The 19949-nt window shown below is 41.0% G+C and carries 20 protein-coding genes; 6 read left to right on the top strand and 14 right to left on the bottom strand.

Annotation, left to right across the window (positions count from 1 at the left end; genetic code table 11):
- Positions 1–536: 536 nt before the first annotated feature.
- On the bottom strand, positions 537–1211 hold the full coding sequence (locus DYI25_RS02410) for a YkyA family protein (RefSeq protein ID WP_249745218.1): 675 nt from the start codon (positions 1209–1211) through the stop codon (positions 537–539).
- A gap of 246 nt (positions 1212–1457) precedes the next feature.
- Between DYI25_RS02410 and DYI25_RS02405 the strand changes: the two genes are divergently transcribed.
- Positions 1458–1583, top strand: a complete 126-nt coding sequence (locus DYI25_RS02405) for a YjcZ family sporulation protein (RefSeq protein WP_084135439.1) — start codon at positions 1458–1460, stop codon at positions 1581–1583.
- A 109-nt stretch (positions 1584–1692) separates the two neighbouring features.
- A complete protein-coding gene (def, locus tag DYI25_RS02400) occupies positions 1693–2247 on the top strand; it encodes a peptide deformylase (RefSeq protein WP_213366626.1) in 555 nt (184 codons plus the stop codon).
- 559 nt (positions 2248–2806) lie between these two features.
- On the opposite strand, the gene DYI25_RS02395 is transcribed toward def, so the two are convergent.
- Positions 2807–3577, bottom strand: a complete 771-nt coding sequence (locus DYI25_RS02395; RefSeq protein WP_213366624.1) for a Cof-type HAD-IIB family hydrolase — start codon at positions 3575–3577, stop codon at positions 2807–2809.
- Positions 3578–4274: 697 nt separating this feature from the next.
- Between DYI25_RS02395 and DYI25_RS02390 the strand changes: the two genes are divergently transcribed.
- A complete protein-coding gene (locus tag DYI25_RS02390) occupies positions 4275–4487 on the top strand; it encodes a DNA-dependent RNA polymerase subunit epsilon (RefSeq protein WP_213366622.1) in 213 nt (70 codons plus the stop codon).
- A gap of 3 nt (positions 4488–4490) precedes the next feature.
- The gene (gene rnjA / locus DYI25_RS02385; protein WP_213366620.1) at positions 4491–6158 is read left to right on the top strand and encodes a ribonuclease J1; all 1668 of its coding nucleotides are present in this window, start codon (positions 4491–4493) and stop codon (positions 6156–6158) included.
- Between the two features lie 36 nt (positions 6159–6194).
- On the opposite strand, the gene DYI25_RS02380 is transcribed toward rnjA, so the two are convergent.
- The 11 genes from DYI25_RS02380 to DYI25_RS02330 all read right to left on the bottom strand — a co-directional run bounded on the left by DYI25_RS02380 (position 6195) and on the right by DYI25_RS02330 (position 17835).
- Entirely contained in the window at positions 6195–7130 is a 936-nt protein-coding gene (locus DYI25_RS02380) for a DUF4349 domain-containing protein (protein ID WP_249745217.1), read from the bottom strand.
- A gap of 229 nt (positions 7131–7359) precedes the next feature.
- On the bottom strand, positions 7360–9177 hold the full coding sequence (locus tag DYI25_RS02375; protein WP_249745216.1) for an ABC transporter ATP-binding protein: 1818 nt from the start codon (positions 9175–9177) through the stop codon (positions 7360–7362).
- Positions 9178–9257: 80 nt separating this feature from the next.
- Positions 9258–11006, bottom strand: coding sequence for an ABC transporter ATP-binding protein (locus DYI25_RS02370; RefSeq protein ID WP_213366618.1), 1749 nt, complete (start codon positions 11004–11006; stop codon positions 9258–9260).
- Positions 11007–11438: 432 nt separating this feature from the next.
- Complete coding sequence (locus DYI25_RS02365; protein WP_213366616.1) at positions 11439–11894, bottom strand: TlpA family protein disulfide reductase; 456 nt, start codon at positions 11892–11894, stop codon at positions 11439–11441.
- A 68-nt stretch (positions 11895–11962) separates the two neighbouring features.
- Positions 11963–13087 carry an N-acetyldiaminopimelate deacetylase gene (locus DYI25_RS02360; protein WP_213366614.1) on the bottom strand — a complete coding sequence of 375 codons (1125 nt, stop codon included), beginning with the start codon at positions 13085–13087 and terminating at the stop codon, positions 11963–11965.
- A 263-nt stretch (positions 13088–13350) separates the two neighbouring features.
- Positions 13351–13563, bottom strand: coding sequence for a hypothetical protein (locus DYI25_RS02355; RefSeq protein ID WP_213366612.1), 213 nt, complete (start codon positions 13561–13563; stop codon positions 13351–13353).
- Positions 13564–13625: 62 nt separating this feature from the next.
- Positions 13626–14336: a 2,3,4,5-tetrahydropyridine-2,6-dicarboxylate N-acetyltransferase gene (gene dapD / locus DYI25_RS02350; protein ID WP_213366610.1), complete on the bottom strand. Its 711-nt coding sequence runs from the start codon at positions 14334–14336 to the stop codon at positions 13626–13628.
- Positions 14337–14490: 154 nt separating this feature from the next.
- Positions 14491–15378 (bottom strand): LysR family transcriptional regulator, encoded by an 888-nt coding sequence (locus tag DYI25_RS02345; RefSeq protein ID WP_213366608.1) that lies wholly within the window; start codon positions 15376–15378, stop codon positions 14491–14493.
- 77 nt (positions 15379–15455) lie between these two features.
- Positions 15456–16958, bottom strand: a complete 1503-nt coding sequence (locus DYI25_RS02340) for an MDR family MFS transporter (RefSeq protein ID WP_213366606.1) — start codon at positions 16956–16958, stop codon at positions 15456–15458.
- 60 nt (positions 16959–17018) lie between these two features.
- Complete coding sequence (gene cbpB, locus DYI25_RS02335; RefSeq protein ID WP_213366604.1) at positions 17019–17465, bottom strand: cyclic-di-AMP-binding protein CbpB; 447 nt, start codon at positions 17463–17465, stop codon at positions 17019–17021.
- 133 nt (positions 17466–17598) lie between these two features.
- Positions 17599–17835 carry a YkuJ family protein gene (locus DYI25_RS02330; RefSeq protein ID WP_023627836.1) on the bottom strand — a complete coding sequence of 79 codons (237 nt, stop codon included), beginning with the start codon at positions 17833–17835 and terminating at the stop codon, positions 17599–17601.
- A gap of 181 nt (positions 17836–18016) precedes the next feature.
- Between DYI25_RS02330 and DYI25_RS02325 the strand changes: the two genes are divergently transcribed.
- Both DYI25_RS02325 and DYI25_RS02320 read left to right on the top strand, forming a co-directional pair.
- Positions 18017–18979 carry an MBL fold metallo-hydrolase gene (locus tag DYI25_RS02325; RefSeq protein ID WP_213366602.1) on the top strand — a complete coding sequence of 321 codons (963 nt, stop codon included), beginning with the start codon at positions 18017–18019 and terminating at the stop codon, positions 18977–18979.
- A 1-nt stretch (position 18980) separates the two neighbouring features.
- Positions 18981–19220 (top strand): glutaredoxin family protein, encoded by a 240-nt coding sequence (locus tag DYI25_RS02320; RefSeq protein ID WP_213366600.1) that lies wholly within the window; start codon positions 18981–18983, stop codon positions 19218–19220.
- A 46-nt stretch (positions 19221–19266) separates the two neighbouring features.
- Here the strand turns inward: DYI25_RS02320 and DYI25_RS02315 are convergent, their stop codons facing one another.
- The gene (locus DYI25_RS02315) at positions 19267–19932 is read right to left on the bottom strand and encodes a DUF3993 domain-containing protein (protein WP_213366598.1); all 666 of its coding nucleotides are present in this window, start codon (positions 19930–19932) and stop codon (positions 19267–19269) included.
- Positions 19933–19949 lie beyond the last annotated feature (17 nt).

Here is a 19949-nt window from a genome sequence, read left to right as displayed (position 1 = left end):
GGATAAACTTCCCCGGGTTTCTAAATACATGTCAGAGCTGAATTGTTTTCTTGGCCGATCATGAATGATTCAGGAAGGTTTTTCAAAAAAACTTTTGCACTGAACACTTATGAACACACCATTCTTTAGTTTTCCACAGATTTACTATAAAAAAACTTTTATTTCTCCATTCTTGTATCAAAAATGCTGTATCAATAAAAAACAAAAATAGATTAATACAATTCACTCATTCGTTTTTTAGTTTACATCACGAAAATATGTCCGTCAAATACTATGTTTCATCTTTTTTAATTTTATTCACTATCGGTATGTTATTATCTCAAAAAAGCAACTGTATTACTGTTTATTAATTACTGTACTATAATAAATTGCTTTTAATTCAAACTGTATTAGTTCTGTAAAACGGTATTTATATGGCTTAAGAAGGCATTTGGCATTGATATAAACCTTTAGCAGGTTTCCCTCTCCGCAGGGGGCGTTCCTCTCAAAAGCAAAACAAAAAGCCGCTTTTACAAAAGCGGCTTACATCACACTTATTACTTTTCCTTTTCCGAGCTAACTTCTATACCAGCTTTTTTGTAAAAATTCATTTTTTCTTGATTATACTGGTCAGTCTTTTCATTGAATTCCTGATTATTATTCAATACAGTTTCATACACTTCATTTACTTTATTGATTTGTTCTTCGAGTTTTTCAAAGCTTAATTCCTTATCTTTAAGCATTTCATAAAGCTCTTTGTCAAATTGAAGACCTTGTTTGTAGTTTTTGTAAAGCTTATCATGGATTTCATATCTTTCTTTCATAGTCGCCTGCAGTTCAGTTGCCTGCTTCTTCAGTTTAGGGTCATCTATTTCGTCGATGATCTTGTCCACATTCCCAAACTCTTTTTCGGATTCATCTATACTTTCTTTTTCCTTATCAATATGTTCTGCACGTTTGTCAGCTATAGCCAATGCCTCATCTGCCAGCTTAACAATTTGGTCATATTCCTTCATTCCGAGTGAAATGATTTGCTCATATATTTCCTTTTCCTTCTTTTCCAGCTCTACAAGCGGATCCTGCTGATCCTCGAACCCTTTTTCAATTGAAACGACCTTCTCAAGTGCTTCAAACATTTTTTCCTCTGGTGATTGCTTGTCCAGACACCCAGCTAGACTTAAAACTCCAGCCATCATTATAATAGCTAAACTTATTTTTTTAAAAATGGACAAAATAATAACCTCCTCATTGATACCAATTTTACTATAGCGATTGCGGCGAGATTTGACAATAGATATGAAATTTTGCGGAATTAATTGTTCATATCGGAGTGGTAAATGCTTGTCCTTTCCCTAAATATATTCATTCCCCAGTGTGTTTATGCTCTAGGCTTACGCCTACACTTAATATTTTCTTGTGCATAGGCTATAGCAATCGACCGATTAACGGGCGAAAAACACAATTGAGGAGGTTTCCTGATGCACGGTTACGGATATGGATGTGGTTATCCGGTTGCAGGAGCAGGGTATGGCAATGGATTCGCTTTGATTGTCGTGTTGTTCATCCTTCTGATCATTGTTGGCTGCGCCTGCTGGAAGTTTTAAAGGGAGAGAAAGAGGGAGGTAAACACCTCTCTCTTTTAAACATTTTCTAGTTAACTTTTTACTGTTCATTTGTTAGACTTAACATTATTACATACTAGAGGTGAAGTTTATGTTGACGATGAATGATATCGTCCGTGATGGACATCCCGTGCTCCGAAAAGTCGCGGAAGAAGTTCCAATGCCCCCTTCACAGGAAGATAAGGCAGTACTTGAAAACCTGATTGAATATGTTAAAAACAGCCAGGACCCTGAGATTGCCCAAAAACATGGACTTCGTCCTGGAATCGGTCTTGCTGCACCACAAATAAATGTTTCAAAAAGAATGATTGCTGTTCATGTTACTGATGAAAAAGATAATCTACTAAGCCAAGCCCTCTTCAACCCAAAAATTATCAGCCATTCAGTTGAACGTTCCTACCTCGCAGCCGGTGAAGGATGCCTGTCAGTTGATGAATCGATCCCAGGTTTTGTGCCGAGATATGCAAGAATAACGGTCAAAGGAGTAAATCTTGAAGGAAACGAAGTAAAGCTTCGCTTGAAAGGCTTGCCAGCGATTGTTTTCCAGCACGAAATCGATCATCTGAATGGCATTATGTTTTACGACCACATTAATAAACAAGATCCATTCGCCGAAGTTCCCGATGCAAAACCAGTTGAAAGATAAAAGCCGAATCTGAATGATTCGGCTTTTTTGTGGCTTTAACTACGTTAGTAATATTGTATGCTTTGGCTAAATCGGAGTTCAATTATGACAGGATTCCACTTTCACCATGTAAACCTGTCTGAATTCCGATGTTTTCTTGACAGCTTTTCTCCTTTTCACAGCCAAGGTGTCTGAATTACAGTCTTTTCTTGACAGCTTTTCTCCTTTTCACAGTCAAGGTGTCTGAATTACAGCCTTTTCTTGACAGCTTTTCGCCTTTTACGGCCAAACCTGTCTAAATTCCGGTCTTTTCTTGACAGCTTCTCTATCAATAGGCTTGAAGCTGTCATAATTCCAGCGTAATCTTGACAGCTTTTCCAGTTTACCCCTCCAACCTGTCATAATTCCGATGTATTCTTGACAACTTCTCTATCAATAAGCTTGAAGCTGGCATAATTCAGGCGTAATCTTGACAGCTTTTCCGTTTTTCTTATTCATCCTGTCATAATAACTACCACTACAGAACATCATCAGGTATATCACATCAAACCTGTTTCATTTACTCTCGAATTGCAATGATCTAAATCAATTTCAACTCTTTCAATCCATGCCAGATTCCGTCGTCAGCTACATCTCGGGTAACCTTATTGGCCAGCTCCTTAAGTTCTGGTACGGCATTGCCCATGGCAACCCCCGTGCCGACTGCTTGAATCATCTCAAGATCATTCAACCCATCACCAAAAGCATATACATCTTCCGGTTTGAAACCTAATCGGTCCACCATCTTCTTGATTCCTTCTGCTTTAGACCCTCCTGCTGGCAGAATATCAACAGAGTATGGATGCCACCTGATAAAGTTAAATTCTGGGTAGGTTTCCCTATAATACTTTTCCTGCCCTTCCTCACAGAACAAGAGTGTTTGGTAGAGGTCTCGGTCTACATAAAATCGATTGTCATGTTCAGGGTGGGCAAACTTCAGTCCGCCAAGACTCTTTTCGATAAAACTGTGGTGCTTCACTGATGATTTCATGGTCATATGGTTCATAAAAACGACTGGATGTTCCTTATCAGATGCTTCTAAATAAAGTTTTTCTATCTTATCATTGTTCAAAGGATTCTTATAGATTGGCTCCCCTTCGAATACAACATATTGTCCGTTAAAGCTCACAAAAGAATCAATGTCCAGCTCTTTTCTAAGGCTTTCGAACATGAACGGAGCCCTTCCTGTAGCAATGGCGACGAACACACTGTTTTCCTTCAATGCTTTAATTGCCTCTTTTGCAGACGACGGCAGGTTTTTATCATGGTCCAGCAATGTACCATCAATATCAAAAAATACGATTTTACTCATGATTCTCTCCTTTGATGCTATTCTTGAAAGTATATTTTATTTTGTTGAGAAAATATTTCCATACGCTATTGCTATCTCAATTAACATTGGATATCAGCCTTGCTTTTTATATGTAATCACGGTAGTCTATCAAATTCATAGGTGCGTGTACAGAAATTAGAAAAGAAATTCTGTGTCAAACATATGACAATTTATGTCATTCCATCAATAACCATGAAAAAATTTGCTATTTCATCATATAATATAAACAAAAAGATAGGAATTTGAAAAATAATCTTTGCTAAACTTTTCCTTGTTTACTTTACTTTGGACAAGGATAGTTTAAAATAAGAACTAAGGAGATGATCCACTATGTTAAAGAAGCTAAGAAAGAAGCTTTTAAAACAGTGGAAAGATTTGCTTCGAAAAAAAACAATCGCTTAACTTTTTGAGCCCTTCAAACTTGCGAAGGGCTCCTTCCTTATTGTAAATTGGTTAATAGCGGAAAACATGGAACGATGGATAATAACAATGGTAACATTGTTAATTTTTATATTTGGCTGATTTCGAATATTGTTTTGACAGAATTATGCTTTACCTACTTATTTGAGTTCGTCTACCTTTGGAATTTATCAGACAGGGAATCGCATAAATCTGCAAAGCGTTTGATCGGAAATTGCCTATAAAGAAAAAGTTAATTTAAGGAGAGAGATTTTTAATGATTTTTAAAGTTTACTTCCAGGAATCAAACAAGCAAGTACCAGTTCGCGAAAAAACGCAAACCATTTATGTAGAAGCTGACTCTGAAAGAGATGTACGGACAAAAATAGCTGACCGCCAATATAATATTGAATATGTCGAGGCAGTTGAGGGTAACTATTTTGAGTACGAGAAGCAAAAAGAAGACTTTGAAGTATTGGAGATCGAATAATTTATGAAATTCGTTAAAAATGACCAAACAGCCGTTTTCGCGCTCGGTGGATTAGGCGAAATCGGTAAGAACACCTATGGGGTGCAGTTCCAGGATGAAATCATCTTGATTGATGCCGGCATAAAATTCCCAGAGGATGAATTGCTCGGCATCGATTATGTTATCCCTGACTATTCGTACCTGGTAAAAAATGAAGACAAAATCAAAGGCCTTTTCATTACCCATGGCCACGAAGACCACATCGGCGGCATTCCTTATCTGCTGCGTGAAATCAATGTTCCGATCTACGGCGGCAAGCTAGCACTTGGCCTGATCAAAAACAAGCTTGAAGAGCATGGACTGTTGCGAAAAGCAAAACTGATTGAAATTAAAGAAGAAGATATCATCAAATTCCGTAAGACATCAGTCACTTTCTTCAGGACTACACACAGTATTCCTGATTCATATGGTGTTGTCGTGAAAACGCCTCCTGGGCAAGTCGTCCACACTGGCGATTTTAAATTTGACTTTACGCCTGTTGGCGAACCAGCCAATTTAACTAAAATGGCTGAAATCGGCAAAGAAGGTGTCCTTTGTTTGCTATCGGACAGCACAAATGCCGAGGTTCCACATTTCACAATGTCTGAGCGCCGTGTTGGCGAGAGCATTCATGATATTTTCCGAAAAGTGGATGGACGGATCATCTTTGCTACCTTCGCTTCCAATATCCATCGCTTGCAGCAGGTTGTGGAAGCAGCAGTCGCAAACGGCAGAAAAGTTGCCGTATTCGGCCGAAGCATGGAATCAGCTATCAATATCGGACAAGACCTAGGTTATATCACTGCGCCAAAGGATACATTCATTGAAGCGCAGCAAATCAACAGACTCCCTGCCAACCAGGTTACAATCCTTTGTACTGGAAGCCAGGGCGAGCCAATGGCTGCGTTATCAAGGATTGCGAACGGTACACACCGCCAAATCCAAATTCAGCCAGGCGATACAGTTGTATTCTCGTCTTCTCCGATCCCGGGTAACACCATCAGCGTTAACAGGACAATCAACATGCTTTCCCGAGCAGGTGCTGATGTTATCCACGGATCATTGAATGACATCCATACTTCAGGCCACGGTGGTCAGGAAGAACAGAAATTGATGCTTCGCCTCATCAAACCGAAATACTTTATGCCAATCCATGGTGAGTACCGCATGCAAAAGATGCATACGAAACTCGCTACCGATTGTGGAGTTCCTGAAGAGAACTGCTTTATCATGGATAACGGCGAAGTACTTGCTCTGGGTGATAATGAAGTTGGCGTAGCTGGCAAAATTCCTTCCGGCAATGTTTACATTGATGGAAGCGGAGTTGGCGATATAGGGAACATTGTTCTTCGTGACCGCCGAATCCTTTCCGAGGAAGGCCTTGTTGTTGTAGTTGTAAGCATCAATATGAAGGAATTCAAGATTGCAGCTGGCCCAGACCTGATCTCACGCGGATTTGTCTACATGAGAGAGTCCGGTGATTTGATCAACGATGCCCAGAGTTTAATCAATAAACACTTGAATAAAGTGATGGAACGAAAAACGACTCAGTGGTCAGAAATTAAAAACGAAATCACTGATACTCTTGCACCTTTCCTTTATGAAAAAACAAAACGACGTCCAATGATCCTGCCGATCATTATGGAAGTATAAGTGAAAAACCGTTGCGACAATCGCAACGGTTTTTTGTTAGCTATTGGAATCAATATTGTTATTTTGTCTTGGCCCTGCCTTCTTTCTAACAAAGTATATGATGGCAGCCACAATCGCACCTACTAATAAGAGGATAGGGAGATTGCCAATCAGGAATACTATGATACCTGAACCTGCTGCCAGCAAGATGTTGATGTTATCAGCAAATTGCTTTTTTATCTTCTGCCAGGTGTTCAAGCTGTCATTATCTATTTTCGGGACTGGCACTTCATTTTCTTGCAGGGAGATTGTTACAGTCGAAAGTGCTGTCTGGTTTTCGAGGAACTTCTTCCTGCCCGCAATTTGTTCAATCTGTTCCTGGACATCTGCTAAATCAGATGAAATCTTCAAAAGATCCTCAGTTTTTTGCGCCTGCTTCATGAAATCCAGCAGCCTCGCTTCGACAGCCTTCTTTGATTTCAATCGAGATTCCAGGTCAACATACTCCTCTGTAACGTCCTGCCCGCTTACGTGCCGATTATTAACTTGCACTGAAAGACCCTCAGCATCATTCAGGAACGCATGAAAATGCTCCTGGGGAATCCTGAACGTCATTGTGCCACTTTGCTGTTCGCCATCATAACGATTTGAATTAGATTGTACAATATATCCCTTGTACTCTTTTGCTTTATTCTCAAGAGCATTGCGCGCTTTTTCAAAGCTCTCCACTCTGATATCCATTTCAGCATTATAGATGACCATCCGCTGAGAAGCTGATTCATCTATCTCTTGGCTGGCTTGACCCTCTTCTTTTGATTCTTCTCCAGCACTATTATCCTCTGAAAAACCAACTTCATCATGACTAACATTTTCCATGCTAGTATTGCTATCACCATCAGCACTCATTTTACTTTCATCCTGTGACATGCCTCCGCTGCAGCCTGCAAGAATAAGAACGAACAAAAGACTCATGAAAATCATTTTTTTCAACAATGAAAAGCCCCCTTGAAACACTTCTATTTATGAATTTGACGGTTAGTTTGTTAAAAAGTTACAGATTGCTGAGATAAGCACAAGCACTCCCTTTTCGGCCATATGCTCTATCTTCTTGTAACCGAACAGCATATCTGCTTTTATTTCGGACTATGTTCACATTTTCTATCACCATGATTCTGGTACGGTTAATCTTAGGATATAAAAAAGCCTTCACGAAGAAGGCTTTCTACACTGCATCAAGCATATTGAATTGCGCTTTGACAAGGTCGTGGTATTCACCCTCGAGTTGCATCAGCTGTTGATGATTGCCTTTCTCGATGATCATTCCATTCTCGAGCACAAAGATGTTATCCGCTTCCCTGATGGTCGACAGTCTGTGGGCAATGATGATTGCCGTTCTGCCTTTTAACAGGGTCTTCAGGGCCTTTTGGATTTTCATTTCTGTTTCTGTATCGATACTTGCCGTTGCTTCATCCATGATCAGGATTCTTGGATTGGCCAGCAATGCCCTTGCGAATGAGAGAAGCTGTCTTTCACCGACTGAAAGGATATTTCCCCTCTCTTCCACCTCTGTTTGATAACCATTAGGCAGCTTCTTTATGAACTCGGCTGCCCCTACAGCTTCAGCAGCAGCCATCACTTCTTCCTCTGTCGCATCCGGCCTTCCAAAAAGAATATTATCGTAAATAGTTCCAGAAAAAATAAAGGTATCCTGCAAGACAATACTAATATGCTGCCTTAGACTGCCTATTGAAACTTCTTTTAGGTCATGATCGTCAACCAATACCCTTCCGGATGTGGGATCATAGAACCTGCTGATTAAATTGGCGATTGTCGTCTTACCAGATCCAGTATGACCAACGAGGGCAACTGTCTGGCCAGCCTTCATTTCAAGGCTGATCCCTTTAAGCGCCGTTCGCTTGTCATCATATGAAAAGACCACTTTTTCAAATTTGACTTCTCCTCGCATATCCTCCAGTTCGACCGGATGATCAGCCTCAGAAACGATGGGCTTCTCATCAAGAAACTCAAAGATACGTTCCGATGAAGCCATCCCCATCAATAACTGATTGTACACCTGACCCAGCCTTGAAATCGGTTCCCAGAACATACCAAGATAAAAGGCAAATGAGACGAATACACCAATAGAGATCGTTCCATTTTGGATTAAACTCGCTCCATACCAAATCAAGACAGCTGTTCCAAGTGCATTGGTCAATTCAACCATCGGACGGAACATCGCATTTTTCTGTGAAGCTGACTTCCAGCTCTGGAAGGTCTCATCGTTGACCCCATCAAAAAACGCCATATTTTCCTTTTCCTGCGTAAAAGATTGTGTAACCCTAATTCCCTGGATACTTTCATTCAGGTGGGAATTTAACTTGGATTGCTTCATGCGCACATCCTGCCAGGAGCGTCTGATGTTTTTCCTCAGCTTTGTTGAGATCAAGAACATGATCGGTAATATAATCATGATTGCAAGTGTAAGCTGCGGACTTAGCGAGAACAAGATAAAAAAGATACCGACCAGCAGAACGATGTCCATCAATAAGTTGATGACACCGTTGGTGAACAATTCCTGGAGGGAATTGATATCATTCATGATCCGCACGAGTATGGAACCAGCTGAACGCTGGTCAAAAAAGCGATGAGAAAGATTTTGCACATGGGTGAATAAGTGCTTGCGCAAATCATATATGACATTTTGGCCCAATTGGTTCATCCATCGGATTCTGAAAATATTTGCGATATAGGAAGCTGTATATAACCCTCCTATGATCGCGACGAGCCATAAAAGCATGGTGGCGTCTTTGTTTTTAACAGCTCTGTCAAGCGTGTAAATCCCAATTAAAATTGGGATTGCCAGCCTTACTGCTGTCGTGATTAATACCATAGCAATCGACAGCGGAACGAGCTTTTTCTTGTATGGAAGCATATAACCGAAAAGTCTTACCATCTGTTTCCAGTTAAAAGGTTTGTCAATAATCTGGTCAGTAGAATAATGGAACCTTTTCAAAACTTGAGAGTTTCTTTTCTTACTCAAAACCTTCCCCCCTGTACATTGTAGATAACTGGTGCTATAACCAAAATGACGAACAGATATCAAATATTTGGATTTACATATCAGCCAGTTTGGGATACCTTTTGGCGGTCTTTAAATTGTATATCATAGATTTTTTGATATGTTCCGCCATTCTTAATCAGTTGTTCATGAGTTCCTCGCTCAACAATTGACCCATTTTCAAGTACGAGAATCTCATCTGCATGCTTAAGGGAAGAAATACGGTGTGCGATGATGAAGGTCGTCCGTCCCTTCATGACTTCCAGTAACGCTTGTTGGATCTTGAATTCAGTTTCCATATCTACTGCACTTGTAGCATCATCAAGGATTAAAATGCTTGGATTGACACAAATCGCCCTGGCAATCGCGATTCTTTGCTTTTGGCCTCCAGACAGGCCCATTCCTCTTTCTCCAAGAATCGTATCGTATCCATCCGGCAGCTCCATAATAAAACTATGTGCTTGAGCGCGTTTTGCGGCAGCGATGATTTCCTCCATCGTTGCTTCTGGATTTCCATAAGAGATATTCGCTTTGATTGAGGAAGAAAATAAGAAAGATTCCTGAAGGACAATTCCTATATTGCTGCGAAGTGAGCGAATTGAATAATCCTTTATATCCAGGCCATCAACCAAGACTTGGCCATCAACTGGCTCATAAAACCTTGTCATCAGCTGTGTAATGCTTGTTTTTCCTGAACCAGTCGAACCAATCAGCCCAATTGTCTGTCCAGGTTGTGCTTTAAAGGTAATATTATATAAAGCTTCATTTTCATCATCTCCATACCGGAGAGTTACATTATTGAATTCTACGTCACCTGAAAGCTTTTCAATTTTCAGGGCCCCACTCTTCTCTTCAATCTCTTCATCGGCCTCAAGAATTTCTATTAATCTTTCTCCTGATGCTTTGGATTGGGAAAATAGATTCACAACGAATCCGAGGTTCATGATTGGCCACATGATGTACCATACAAGGCTGTAAAAAGCCACCAGCTCTCCTGGGAGCAAAGATTCATTCATGACAAGGAAACCACCATAACCTAAAAGCAGGACGACACTTAAATTCCCCAAAAACTCCATTAACGGAAAATACTTCGCCCAAATTTCCGATGTGAATAAATATTGATCTTTATAATTTCCATTCGATGCATTGAATCTGCCAATTTCATAATCTTCGCGTGAAAGAGATTTTACAGTGTTGATCCCGCTGATATTCTCCTGAACCTTCGTATTCAGTTTTCCAAACGATTTCCGGATCCCCCTGAACGCTGGATGAACTGCCCTGTCAAACTTATACACGACTACAGCAAGGAAAGGCAGCGTCGCGAGAGTCACAAGAGTCAATGAAATAGAATAATAGAACATAACAGAAAAACTAATGCCAATTAAGAGGACAAAGCGAATTAACTCAGAGAAGCCAAAGCTTAGGAAAAAACGGAAGCCTTCTACATCTGCAGTAAGCCTCGACATTAAATCACCAGTCTTCGCATTGTCATAATATCGGAAAGAAAGAAACTGAAGCTTTTCATAAAGCGAGTTTCTTAACTTATAGACAGAATGTATCCCGAACAGATCCCCTGTATATTGATAAATGTAGGTACAGATACCTTTCACGACCATGGATCCCACAAATCCGGCAGCTAGAACCGGAATCAGCTCATACCGTCCTCCGATGACGGCTTCGTCAATAGTAAGCTGCAGAATCATCGGATAAACTACTGTGATTGCCGTTACAATCAACATAAATAATATTGACCATATAAAGTAATTTTTAAAAGGCCAATAATATTCCTTTAATTTTTTGAATGTCTCCATTCATTTCCCCCCTTTGGAAAACCTTAGAAAAAAATAAAAGGCACGTATACAATAATATATCGACTTTCGAAATATTTTTCCAGCCTTTTTCAGGAATTTTTTTATTTTTTCGGTTATATGAATTGTCTGATTTTAAATACAAAGATGAGAAGTGGCATAGATATCGTATACTTTGACTGATGTGGAAATAATGTAGAATAGGATTCTGAAAATCGGATATTATCGAATGCTCGTATTGATGTAAAATGGCCGTTAGAAGGGCTTTATCGGACAAACTCGTGATCGCATTAAAGAAATGTGGCCGTTAGAAGGGCTCTATCGGACAAACTCGTGATCGCATTAAAGAAAAATGTCCGATAGAAGGACTCTATCGGACAAACTCGTGCCTGTATGGATAAAAAGTGTCTGTTAGACGGCTCAAATAAAGAGGGATTAATGGTCCTTTTCGATTTCTTCCAGCACTCGATTCACACGCTTTTCAAGCATCTTCAATCCGCTTCCTCCAGCCTGAAAATGCCTTAACAAACCGTTATGATCAAAAAGGTAATAAGCTGGGACATATTGATTTTCAAAAGCATCCGTCAAATCATGTTCATTATCAATGAAAATGGGCTGGGAGATGCTGTGTTCTGCTGCCACTTGTTTGATTTCATCCATATTCAGGTCCTTTTCTGAACGGGGCATATGGACAGAAACAACATTCAGTTTATCTTTGTAATTGTCGCGGAGTTCATTCACCATTGGCATCGCTACCTTGCAAAGATGACAGCTGATGGACCAAAAATGGATCAGTGTCGGCTTTTCACCGACCAGTTGTTCTCTCTTAACTTCACCATTCAGCCACTCAGTAGCACCATGCATTTCGGGTAAAGGTTCACGTAGTCTCAATTCGAACACCTCTCTGCAGTAATGTCCATTATAAAACAAAACGAAAGTCAGATGGATAGGGTTGTGGTTCAATTACTTTTGTATTCAATATACTTAGTCAATAAATCAACGGCGGTCTTGATGGCATTCTCATCCGGGTTCAGTTTGGCATGATGTAGCCCATGTTCAGAATTAACACCGAGCCAGAACATGAAGCCAGGAATCTCTTTAAGCATATAACCAAAGTCTTCTCCAGTCATTGCTTCTTTACAAACAATCACGTCGATATTTCCCTTTTTCTCAGCAAAGGCGATAAAATCACGTGCCAGTTCTTCATTATTATAAACTTGGTGGTACATCGCCCCATAGTCAATCGAAGTCCTGCATTGATATCCTACTTCGACTCCCTTGACCAGTGCCTCAATCCTCTCTTTCACTTTCGCCATCGATTCAACAGACAGTGTGCGAATGGTACCTTCAAGTCTTGATGTTTCTGCGATGATGTTTTGTACGGTTCCTCCGGTTATCTTGCCAATCGTGATAACGGCACTGTCTAGAGGGTCTATATTCCTTGAAACAACAGACTGTAGTTGATTTACAAGAGCACATGCTGCAACGACCATATCATTTGTTTGGTGCGGATAAGCTGCATGCCCGCCCTTCCCCTCAAGGTCAATGAACAGTTCGGAAGTATTGGCGAAAAGAAGTCCTTCTCTTGTTGCAATCGTGCCAACCGGATACTCGGGAGCAATATGCAAAGCAATAATCATATCAGGCTTCCATTCCTCCATGATAGCTGTCTTAAGCAAGGGTTCTGCACCACCCGGTCCTTCCTCAGCAGGCTGGAAAATGAACAGCAAATGATCTTCAATTGGGTGAGCAACGAAGTATGAAATCAACCCTAGTGCGATGGACATATGAAAATCATGCCCACATGCATGCATCTGTCCTTCATGAAGGGATTTGAATTCTAAACCAGTTGCCTCTGTGATTGGAAGACCGTCGATGTCTGCCCTGTAACCAATCGTCTTCTTTGGATTACTTCCCTTGATCTTGACAAAGATCCCAGTCTTCCATGTCTTGATTTCCAGGCGGTCCTGAGGGAGACTGCTTAAATAATCAAGAAGATAGGCCTGCGTTTTGAACTCCTTGAAACCAAGTTCAGGAATCTGGTGCAAATCTCTTCTAATTTTAATAAAAGTATTAAAATCCATAGAATTCTCTCCTTATAAAAGAAAGCGCGGACCTAATATCCACGCTTTCTTGCTGTTTAGGAAATATTAAAATGATTTAGTTGTAGATAACTACAGGTAGTGGTCTTAATCCAGCTCAGCGCCTAGCCAGTTTTCATCCTGAAAAGGCTTCCTGGAGTATCTTGCGAGAAGCGTTAGCTTTGAGCAGCTCGAGTCGCTTGTCTAGCTGCGGCTCCTAACTCCTCGAGACGCTTCGGTCCTGCCAATGAAGTCAAAGACCGACTTCACTGGCAGACCCTCCAGCGCTTGTCGGAGTTGGACAGTCGCCTCCGCATTTCGATTTGTCTAGTTTCGCCTCCTAGAAACTCCGAAACTTCAACTCCGCCGTCAGAAGCAAAAAGCGCTTCTTTGTCGGAGTCTCCAGTTTCTGCGTTTCCGGGCAGTCGGCTATACATTTCGGTTTCGGTCCGCCCAATGAAGTCAAAGAGCGACTTCACTGGTCGGCGCTCCAGCGCTTGTCGGGGCTGAACGAGGCGCTTGCGCTTTATGTTTCTTGCTATTAAAGCTGGCGAAGCTCCTGCTTGATTTCGGTTTTTGATTTTGTTTTTTCATCGATTTCCTTGATGACGCGTGCTGGTGTTCCAGCTACCACTGTATAAGGAGGTACATCGTCGATGACAATAGCGCCTGCAGCAACAACTGCACCCTTCCCAACTGTAACGCCTTCAAGGACAACAGCGTTCGCTCCGATTACTACATCATCCTCAACTACGACTGGCTTCGCTGAAGGTGGCTCGATAACACCAGCAAGTACAGAACCTGCACCGATGTGGCAGTTCTTTCCGACTGTTGCACGTCCGCCTAGTACAACGTTCATGTCAATCATAGTACCCTCGCCTACAACAGCGCCGATATTAATTGAAGCCCCCATCATAATAACAGCATTATCACCGATTTCTACCTGGTCCCTGATGATCGCACCTGGTTCAATGCGTGCTTTGATATTCTTCATGTCCAGTAATGGGATAGCCGAATTTCTGCGGTCGTTCTCTACGACATACTCTTCAATTTTAGCCTGGTTTGCTTCGATTGCAGGATTGATTTCAGCCCACTCGCCGAAAATAACGCCTGTATTGCCTGAGATGAACGTCTTCGTATTCTCGCCAAAATCGATTCCTTCCAGGTCACCCTTAATATAAACCTTTACCGGAGTGGCTTTTTTGCTATTTTGAATAAACGAAATAATTTCGTTAGCATCCATCATTTTCATATACTTTACCTCCAATTATGTATGTGATCGCAGTCTATTTCCGCTATCAAGTTACTTTTATACAGAGTTAATGTACTAAAGCGACTGCACGGAAATAGCCTTTTCTAAAAATTACTTTATCAAACAAAAGTTTTTAAAACAAGAAAAACTACTTTTATGATTTTTTGGTCTCGACTATATGTTCTTTGACGATCTCTATGAAAGCTTGTACTTGTTTTAACTGGAAAGCTGATTCATAGCCAAGAAGCCAGGTGTCCCTGCCCAGTGGTTCATTATTTTCATCATGCAGCGGGACTTTAAAGATATCTTTCTCCGCTCCATTCAGTGTTATTGCCGGGAGGATTGCGTAGCCAATTCCGTTGAAAGTCATTTGTTTGCAAGTTTCAATCTGGTCTACGATTATTGTCCTTTTTGGCGCTGTCTGGAATTGCCGTAACCACCAATCCTGGATTTCCTGGTAGTAATTCGAATCACTTTTAAACTGGATAAACGGCCGGTCTGTATCCAACACTTGTTCAGGACTTGTTATTTCCGTGTCAACCAAATACAGACTGTCCTTGAATAAGTGGATTTTGACACCCTTCCAGTCTGGTGTGCCTCTGATGATTCCGATGTGCACTTGATCTTCATATAGTGCCTTTGATATTTCACTGCTCCACCCTGTAACAAGCGAAATTTTCGCCTGGGGGTAACGGCTTACGTATTTCTTCAAAACCTGAGGGAGCCAGTTTTGACCGACAATAGAAGCAACAGCTATTTTAAGGGTTCCATACACCTCTGAATTTAATGCATGAATTGATTCCCTAGCTTTTTCCTCTCTGGCAATAGTCTCATTGACAAATTGGATTACGACTTCTCCTGCAGGTGTTAAAGTCAGCCCTTTTTGGGAACGGAGAAAAAGCTTGGTACCCCAATCCTTCTCGATTGATTGCAGCCGCTGGGACAAAGCAGGCTGGGATACAAATAATCTCTCCGCGGCCTTCCTCATATTCATTTCCTGCGCCAGCACAGATAACAAATGAAACTCAGAAATAGATGACATAACTGAACCTCTTAATAAGTTTTTCTTATATTATAAATGAAAACTTCACCAATTACATTATGATAAAAAACTGCAGATTACTCTGCAGTTTCCTTTTTAGGCAAGAATAAGATGAACAGCAAACTGACAATAGCAAAAATGAAAACGACAATGTAAACCGAATGAAGTGCATTTGTTAACGCATCTTGAAGGATTGTCTTCAAATCTGCGGGAAGCTTCATTCGCTCTGATTCATTGAGCAGAACATTCGCTGTATCAATCGTGAGATCCTGGTCTGTTGCTCCATTCTTTTTCATATAGCTCAGGATGCTGCTGTTAAGCACTCCACCGAGCAAGGCAGCTCCCACTGTATTGCCCAGGTTTCTCATGAACATATTGGCTGCGGTTGCAATCCCTCTTTGCTGCCAGGCAACTGTACTTTGGATAGAAACAATGAATGCCGTACTAGTAAGACCCATCCCCACTCCAACGAAAAACGATCCTGCTGCAGCCCATAATGGACCTGCTTCAGGCGTCAGGGTGACGAACAGGATACTGCCGATAATCAATGCTGCACCCCCAAACAAAGAAGTCTTGCGATAGCCGATTCTCAAGAGCAGGCGACCGCTGACAGCCGCTGCTATTGGCCATCCTATTGACATGGCCGTCAAGGTGAAACCAGCCACAATCGGAGACCTCTCCATGACTCCCTGTACAAATGCAGGCAAAAAGCTTGAGATACCAATCAGCATGACACCGGTTGTCAAGGAAGTCATATTCGCAATGAATATTGACCGTTCACGCCAAATATTAAATGGCATCATCGGCTCTTCTGCCCTTCTCTCTTGAAAAATAAAGAGGATCAAGGTCAGGACACTCAAGCTGATCAGGCCGATCGTTTTTGGAGATGTCCACGCCCAATTTGCTCCCGCTTCGACCAGGACAATCATCAGTGAACTTATCGCCACAGTAAGGAGCACTGCTCCATGATAGTCAATCTTATGCTTCTTTTTCTCAATATCTTCATGAAGATAAAGCCAAAGACCTGCGATTGCAAGGATACCGAGTGGAACATTGATCCAGAAGACATATCTCCAGCTTGCATATTCTACTAGCAAACCACCAAGTGCCGGTCCCGATATAGCTGAAATCCCCCATACACTGGAGAGATACCCCTGTATCTTCGCCCTTTCTTCCCTTGAATAGATATCCCCTACAATTGTAGTGGCAATCGGCATGACGGCACCGGCTCCAAACCCCTGGATGAACCGGTATAAAATCAGCATTTCCATCGTTTCAGCCGTCCCGGATAAGATCGAACCAATCAAGAAAACGATAATCCCAAATGTTAATATCGGTTTCCTGCCAAATAAATCGGATAATTTCCCATAAATAAGAACTGTAACTGCATTCATAAGCAAATAGGCAGAGAAAACCCAGCTGTATAACGCAAAACCACCCAGATCGCCGACGATTGCTGGCATAGCAGTAGAAACGATCGTCCCTTCAACAGCTCCCATAAACATGGCGAGCATGACCGTTGCCAAGACAAAAGAGCGTTTCGTTTTCCTCTTGTTCATTTTTTGTTCGGCTTGTCCCATAACACACCTCTAGAGAAGTAAAAAATTCAGCCCCCGTATCCGGGAGCTGCGTTATGCATACTATTTCTTATTATACCTTTTTACTTGCTTGGTCAATTTCAGCAATACGGTCCGTCTTGTCAGAATACCCTCAAAGAAACCTGAGTCATCTTCTATACAGAGAAATGGGTGATCTACAAGAAGGTCTAAGGAGGATTGAAGAGTTGAGTGGATGTTGACTCTTGGTATTTTCATATTCATGGCTTCTTCGACTCGTTTCTTCTCAAGCTGCTCAAACTCGATTCTTTCCAGGCCGAGAATTGAATCCATTATGATAGGTGTACTGATTAAACCCATTAAACGATAATGAGGATCAAGTACAGGAATTGCAGTATACCCGCTCTTTGTTAAAACAAGAAGAGCATGCTCCAGGCTATTGCCAACTTGGACGTGGGCTACGCGCTCAGAAGGGATCATCAGGTCGCGAATCGACACTTCCAAAAACTCACCGCTGTAAAGACTAATCATGGCGAAAACTCCCTAAAATGGATTTCTTTCCATTACATTTTATCACAAAATGTATAAAGAGGCTTTTATTTAGTTCTCCCAAAAACATGGATATAAAAAAGGACCACAGATGGGTCCCATTTTTCATTGTTAATTACTGAATAAGATCAAAGATCTCGATTGTAATCATATCAATGTTGTCGAATTGATATTTCTTAGGCTTTTCTTTGTCATTGTATATTTCCAATTCGTATGTTTCAGTTTTTGGATGGTATGTAACCTGGCACTTACGCTCACCATTCACTTCAAAAAAGCGTTGAGCAGGTTCTCCTCCATTGGACTGCTCTTGCAGATTCTTTAATCGAGTGATAATTCCTTGAAGCTGTGACATTGCTCCCTCTCCTTTCAAAACAAAAACCAATAACTTATAAATAGATTTTGCAATTGGCATATTTATATCCATGTAAAATGATTTCAGAATTTTCTATACATAATTCTTTACATGTCAATATTAACAGAATAAAATATTGTCAGACGATGTACAAGTAAAAGCTTTGAAAAGGAGTGATTTTTTGAAAAAACCAGTACAACTATCCGAAAATGTCTTTCTTATCGATGATTTTGATTTAAATATGGCGGAACGCACCGGTACATATGTTTTAACGGAAGAAAAGGTGACGCTTATAGAAACATCCGCAAGCCCCTCCATTCCCTATATCCTTGAAGGCTTAAAAACACTTGGTGTATCTCCGGCCGATATCTCATACATAATCGTGACACATATACACCTCGACCATGCGGGAGGGGCGGGCTTGATGCTACAGCATTGCCCAAATGCGAAAGTAGTTGTACATCCAAAGGGTGCCAGACATCTAGCTGATCCATCAAGATTGATTATGGGTGCAAAAGCTGTATATGGCGATAAGTTTTCGCAACTATTCGACCCAATCGTTGAAATCCCCGAGGAACGCCTTATGATACAAGGTGAAGGCGGCACACTGAAAATTAGTGAGAAGCTTACACTAAAATTTTTAGATACGCCAGGCCATGCCAACCACCACTTCAGCATCTACCACCCGCTCACTAACGGCATTTTCTCTGGTGACACTGCTGGAATCTTTTATCCGCAGCTCGACCGCGAAGGCATTGAATTTTACCTTCCTACGACATCGCCAAACCAGTTTGACCCAGAAAAGATGCTTCATTCAATGAGTCGTTTTAAGGAGCTAGGGTTAGAGCGAATTTATTTTGGACATTATGGCATGTCTGAAAACCCGTCTGAAGCTTTCAGGCAAGTGGAGAGTTGGCTTAAAGTTTTCATTGAAGAAGCAAAACAGGTCGTTTTAGAGGAAAAGCATGAAGGCAAACAAGTTGAGCACATTACACAGAAACTTTATGATAAAATTAAAATTCACTTGACCCAGCAAGGACTGCCAGATACGCATCCGATATATGAGCTGCTATATCTTGATGTAAATGTCAGTGCCATGGGACTAGCTCATTATTTGAATAAGACTACCGGAGGAACCCATTAAAATGAACGACATTATTGTTTACACCCAGAACGAATGCCCTCCCTGCAAAATCATTAAAATGTTCCTAAATGAATTCGGCTTTTCCTATACAGAGAAAAACATCAACGAAGATGAACAAAGCAGGCAGGAGCTTACGAACACTTACAACTCCTATTCCACACCAACGATCGTGATTGGAGAAGAAGTCATCACAGGCTTTGACCTTGAGAGGTTGAAAAAGGTATTGGATATCAAAGAATAAAAATTAAAGCGTGAAATCTCATTTCGGATTTCACGCTTAATACTTTTTATAATAACCCGAATAATAATGTCCTGTTCTCATTCTTGAAGATTACACCTAACTCCATGAACGTCTTCAGGGTTGAGAAATTCGGGCCAAATACTATTTTTCCGATCATCGACTTTTCTTCAGGATTTACAGCCTGTTGCTGCTCCTTCGCTTTTTCCGGATAGGCTTTATTGATTACTTCCTGTGGAACCTGATCATAAAGGTAATCAGCTACCTTCCAGTTACCATCCTCATTAACAAGCTTCAAGCCTTCATAATGGTCTTCATAACTTACAGGACCTTCAGCATTGCCAGGGAAAAACTCGACTACATATATTTCGTTCTCCATTTCCACCACTTTCGTCTTTTCTGAAAAAGCGTAAAACGGAATAAAATATGGCGCGAAGTCGGTTCCATAAGTTTGATATTCATTTTCCTGCCCTACAACATTCTCTTCAATGAATCGGGCTTTATAGCCTTCTGTAAAATAAGGATCCAGTACTCCTTCAATTTCCTTCATAGTCCTACCTTTTTCACTTAAGGAAACCTGTGAGTCAAACGCTTTTTCGAGGAATGTGAAAACGTCTTCCCTGCCATCCAAACCTGACTTGGCATATGCATTGGCCGGTACCAAAAATAACAAAAATGATAAAAACAAAAATAATAGCTTTAACCGCTTGTCCATTTTCTCCCCCTCCTCCA

It is taken from the genome of Mesobacillus boroniphilus (genome assembly GCF_018424685.1).
Lineage (GTDB): Bacteria > Bacillota > Bacilli > Bacillales > Cytobacillaceae > Mesobacillus > Mesobacillus boroniphilus_A.
This window is presented reverse-complemented; position numbering and strand designations above follow the sequence as displayed.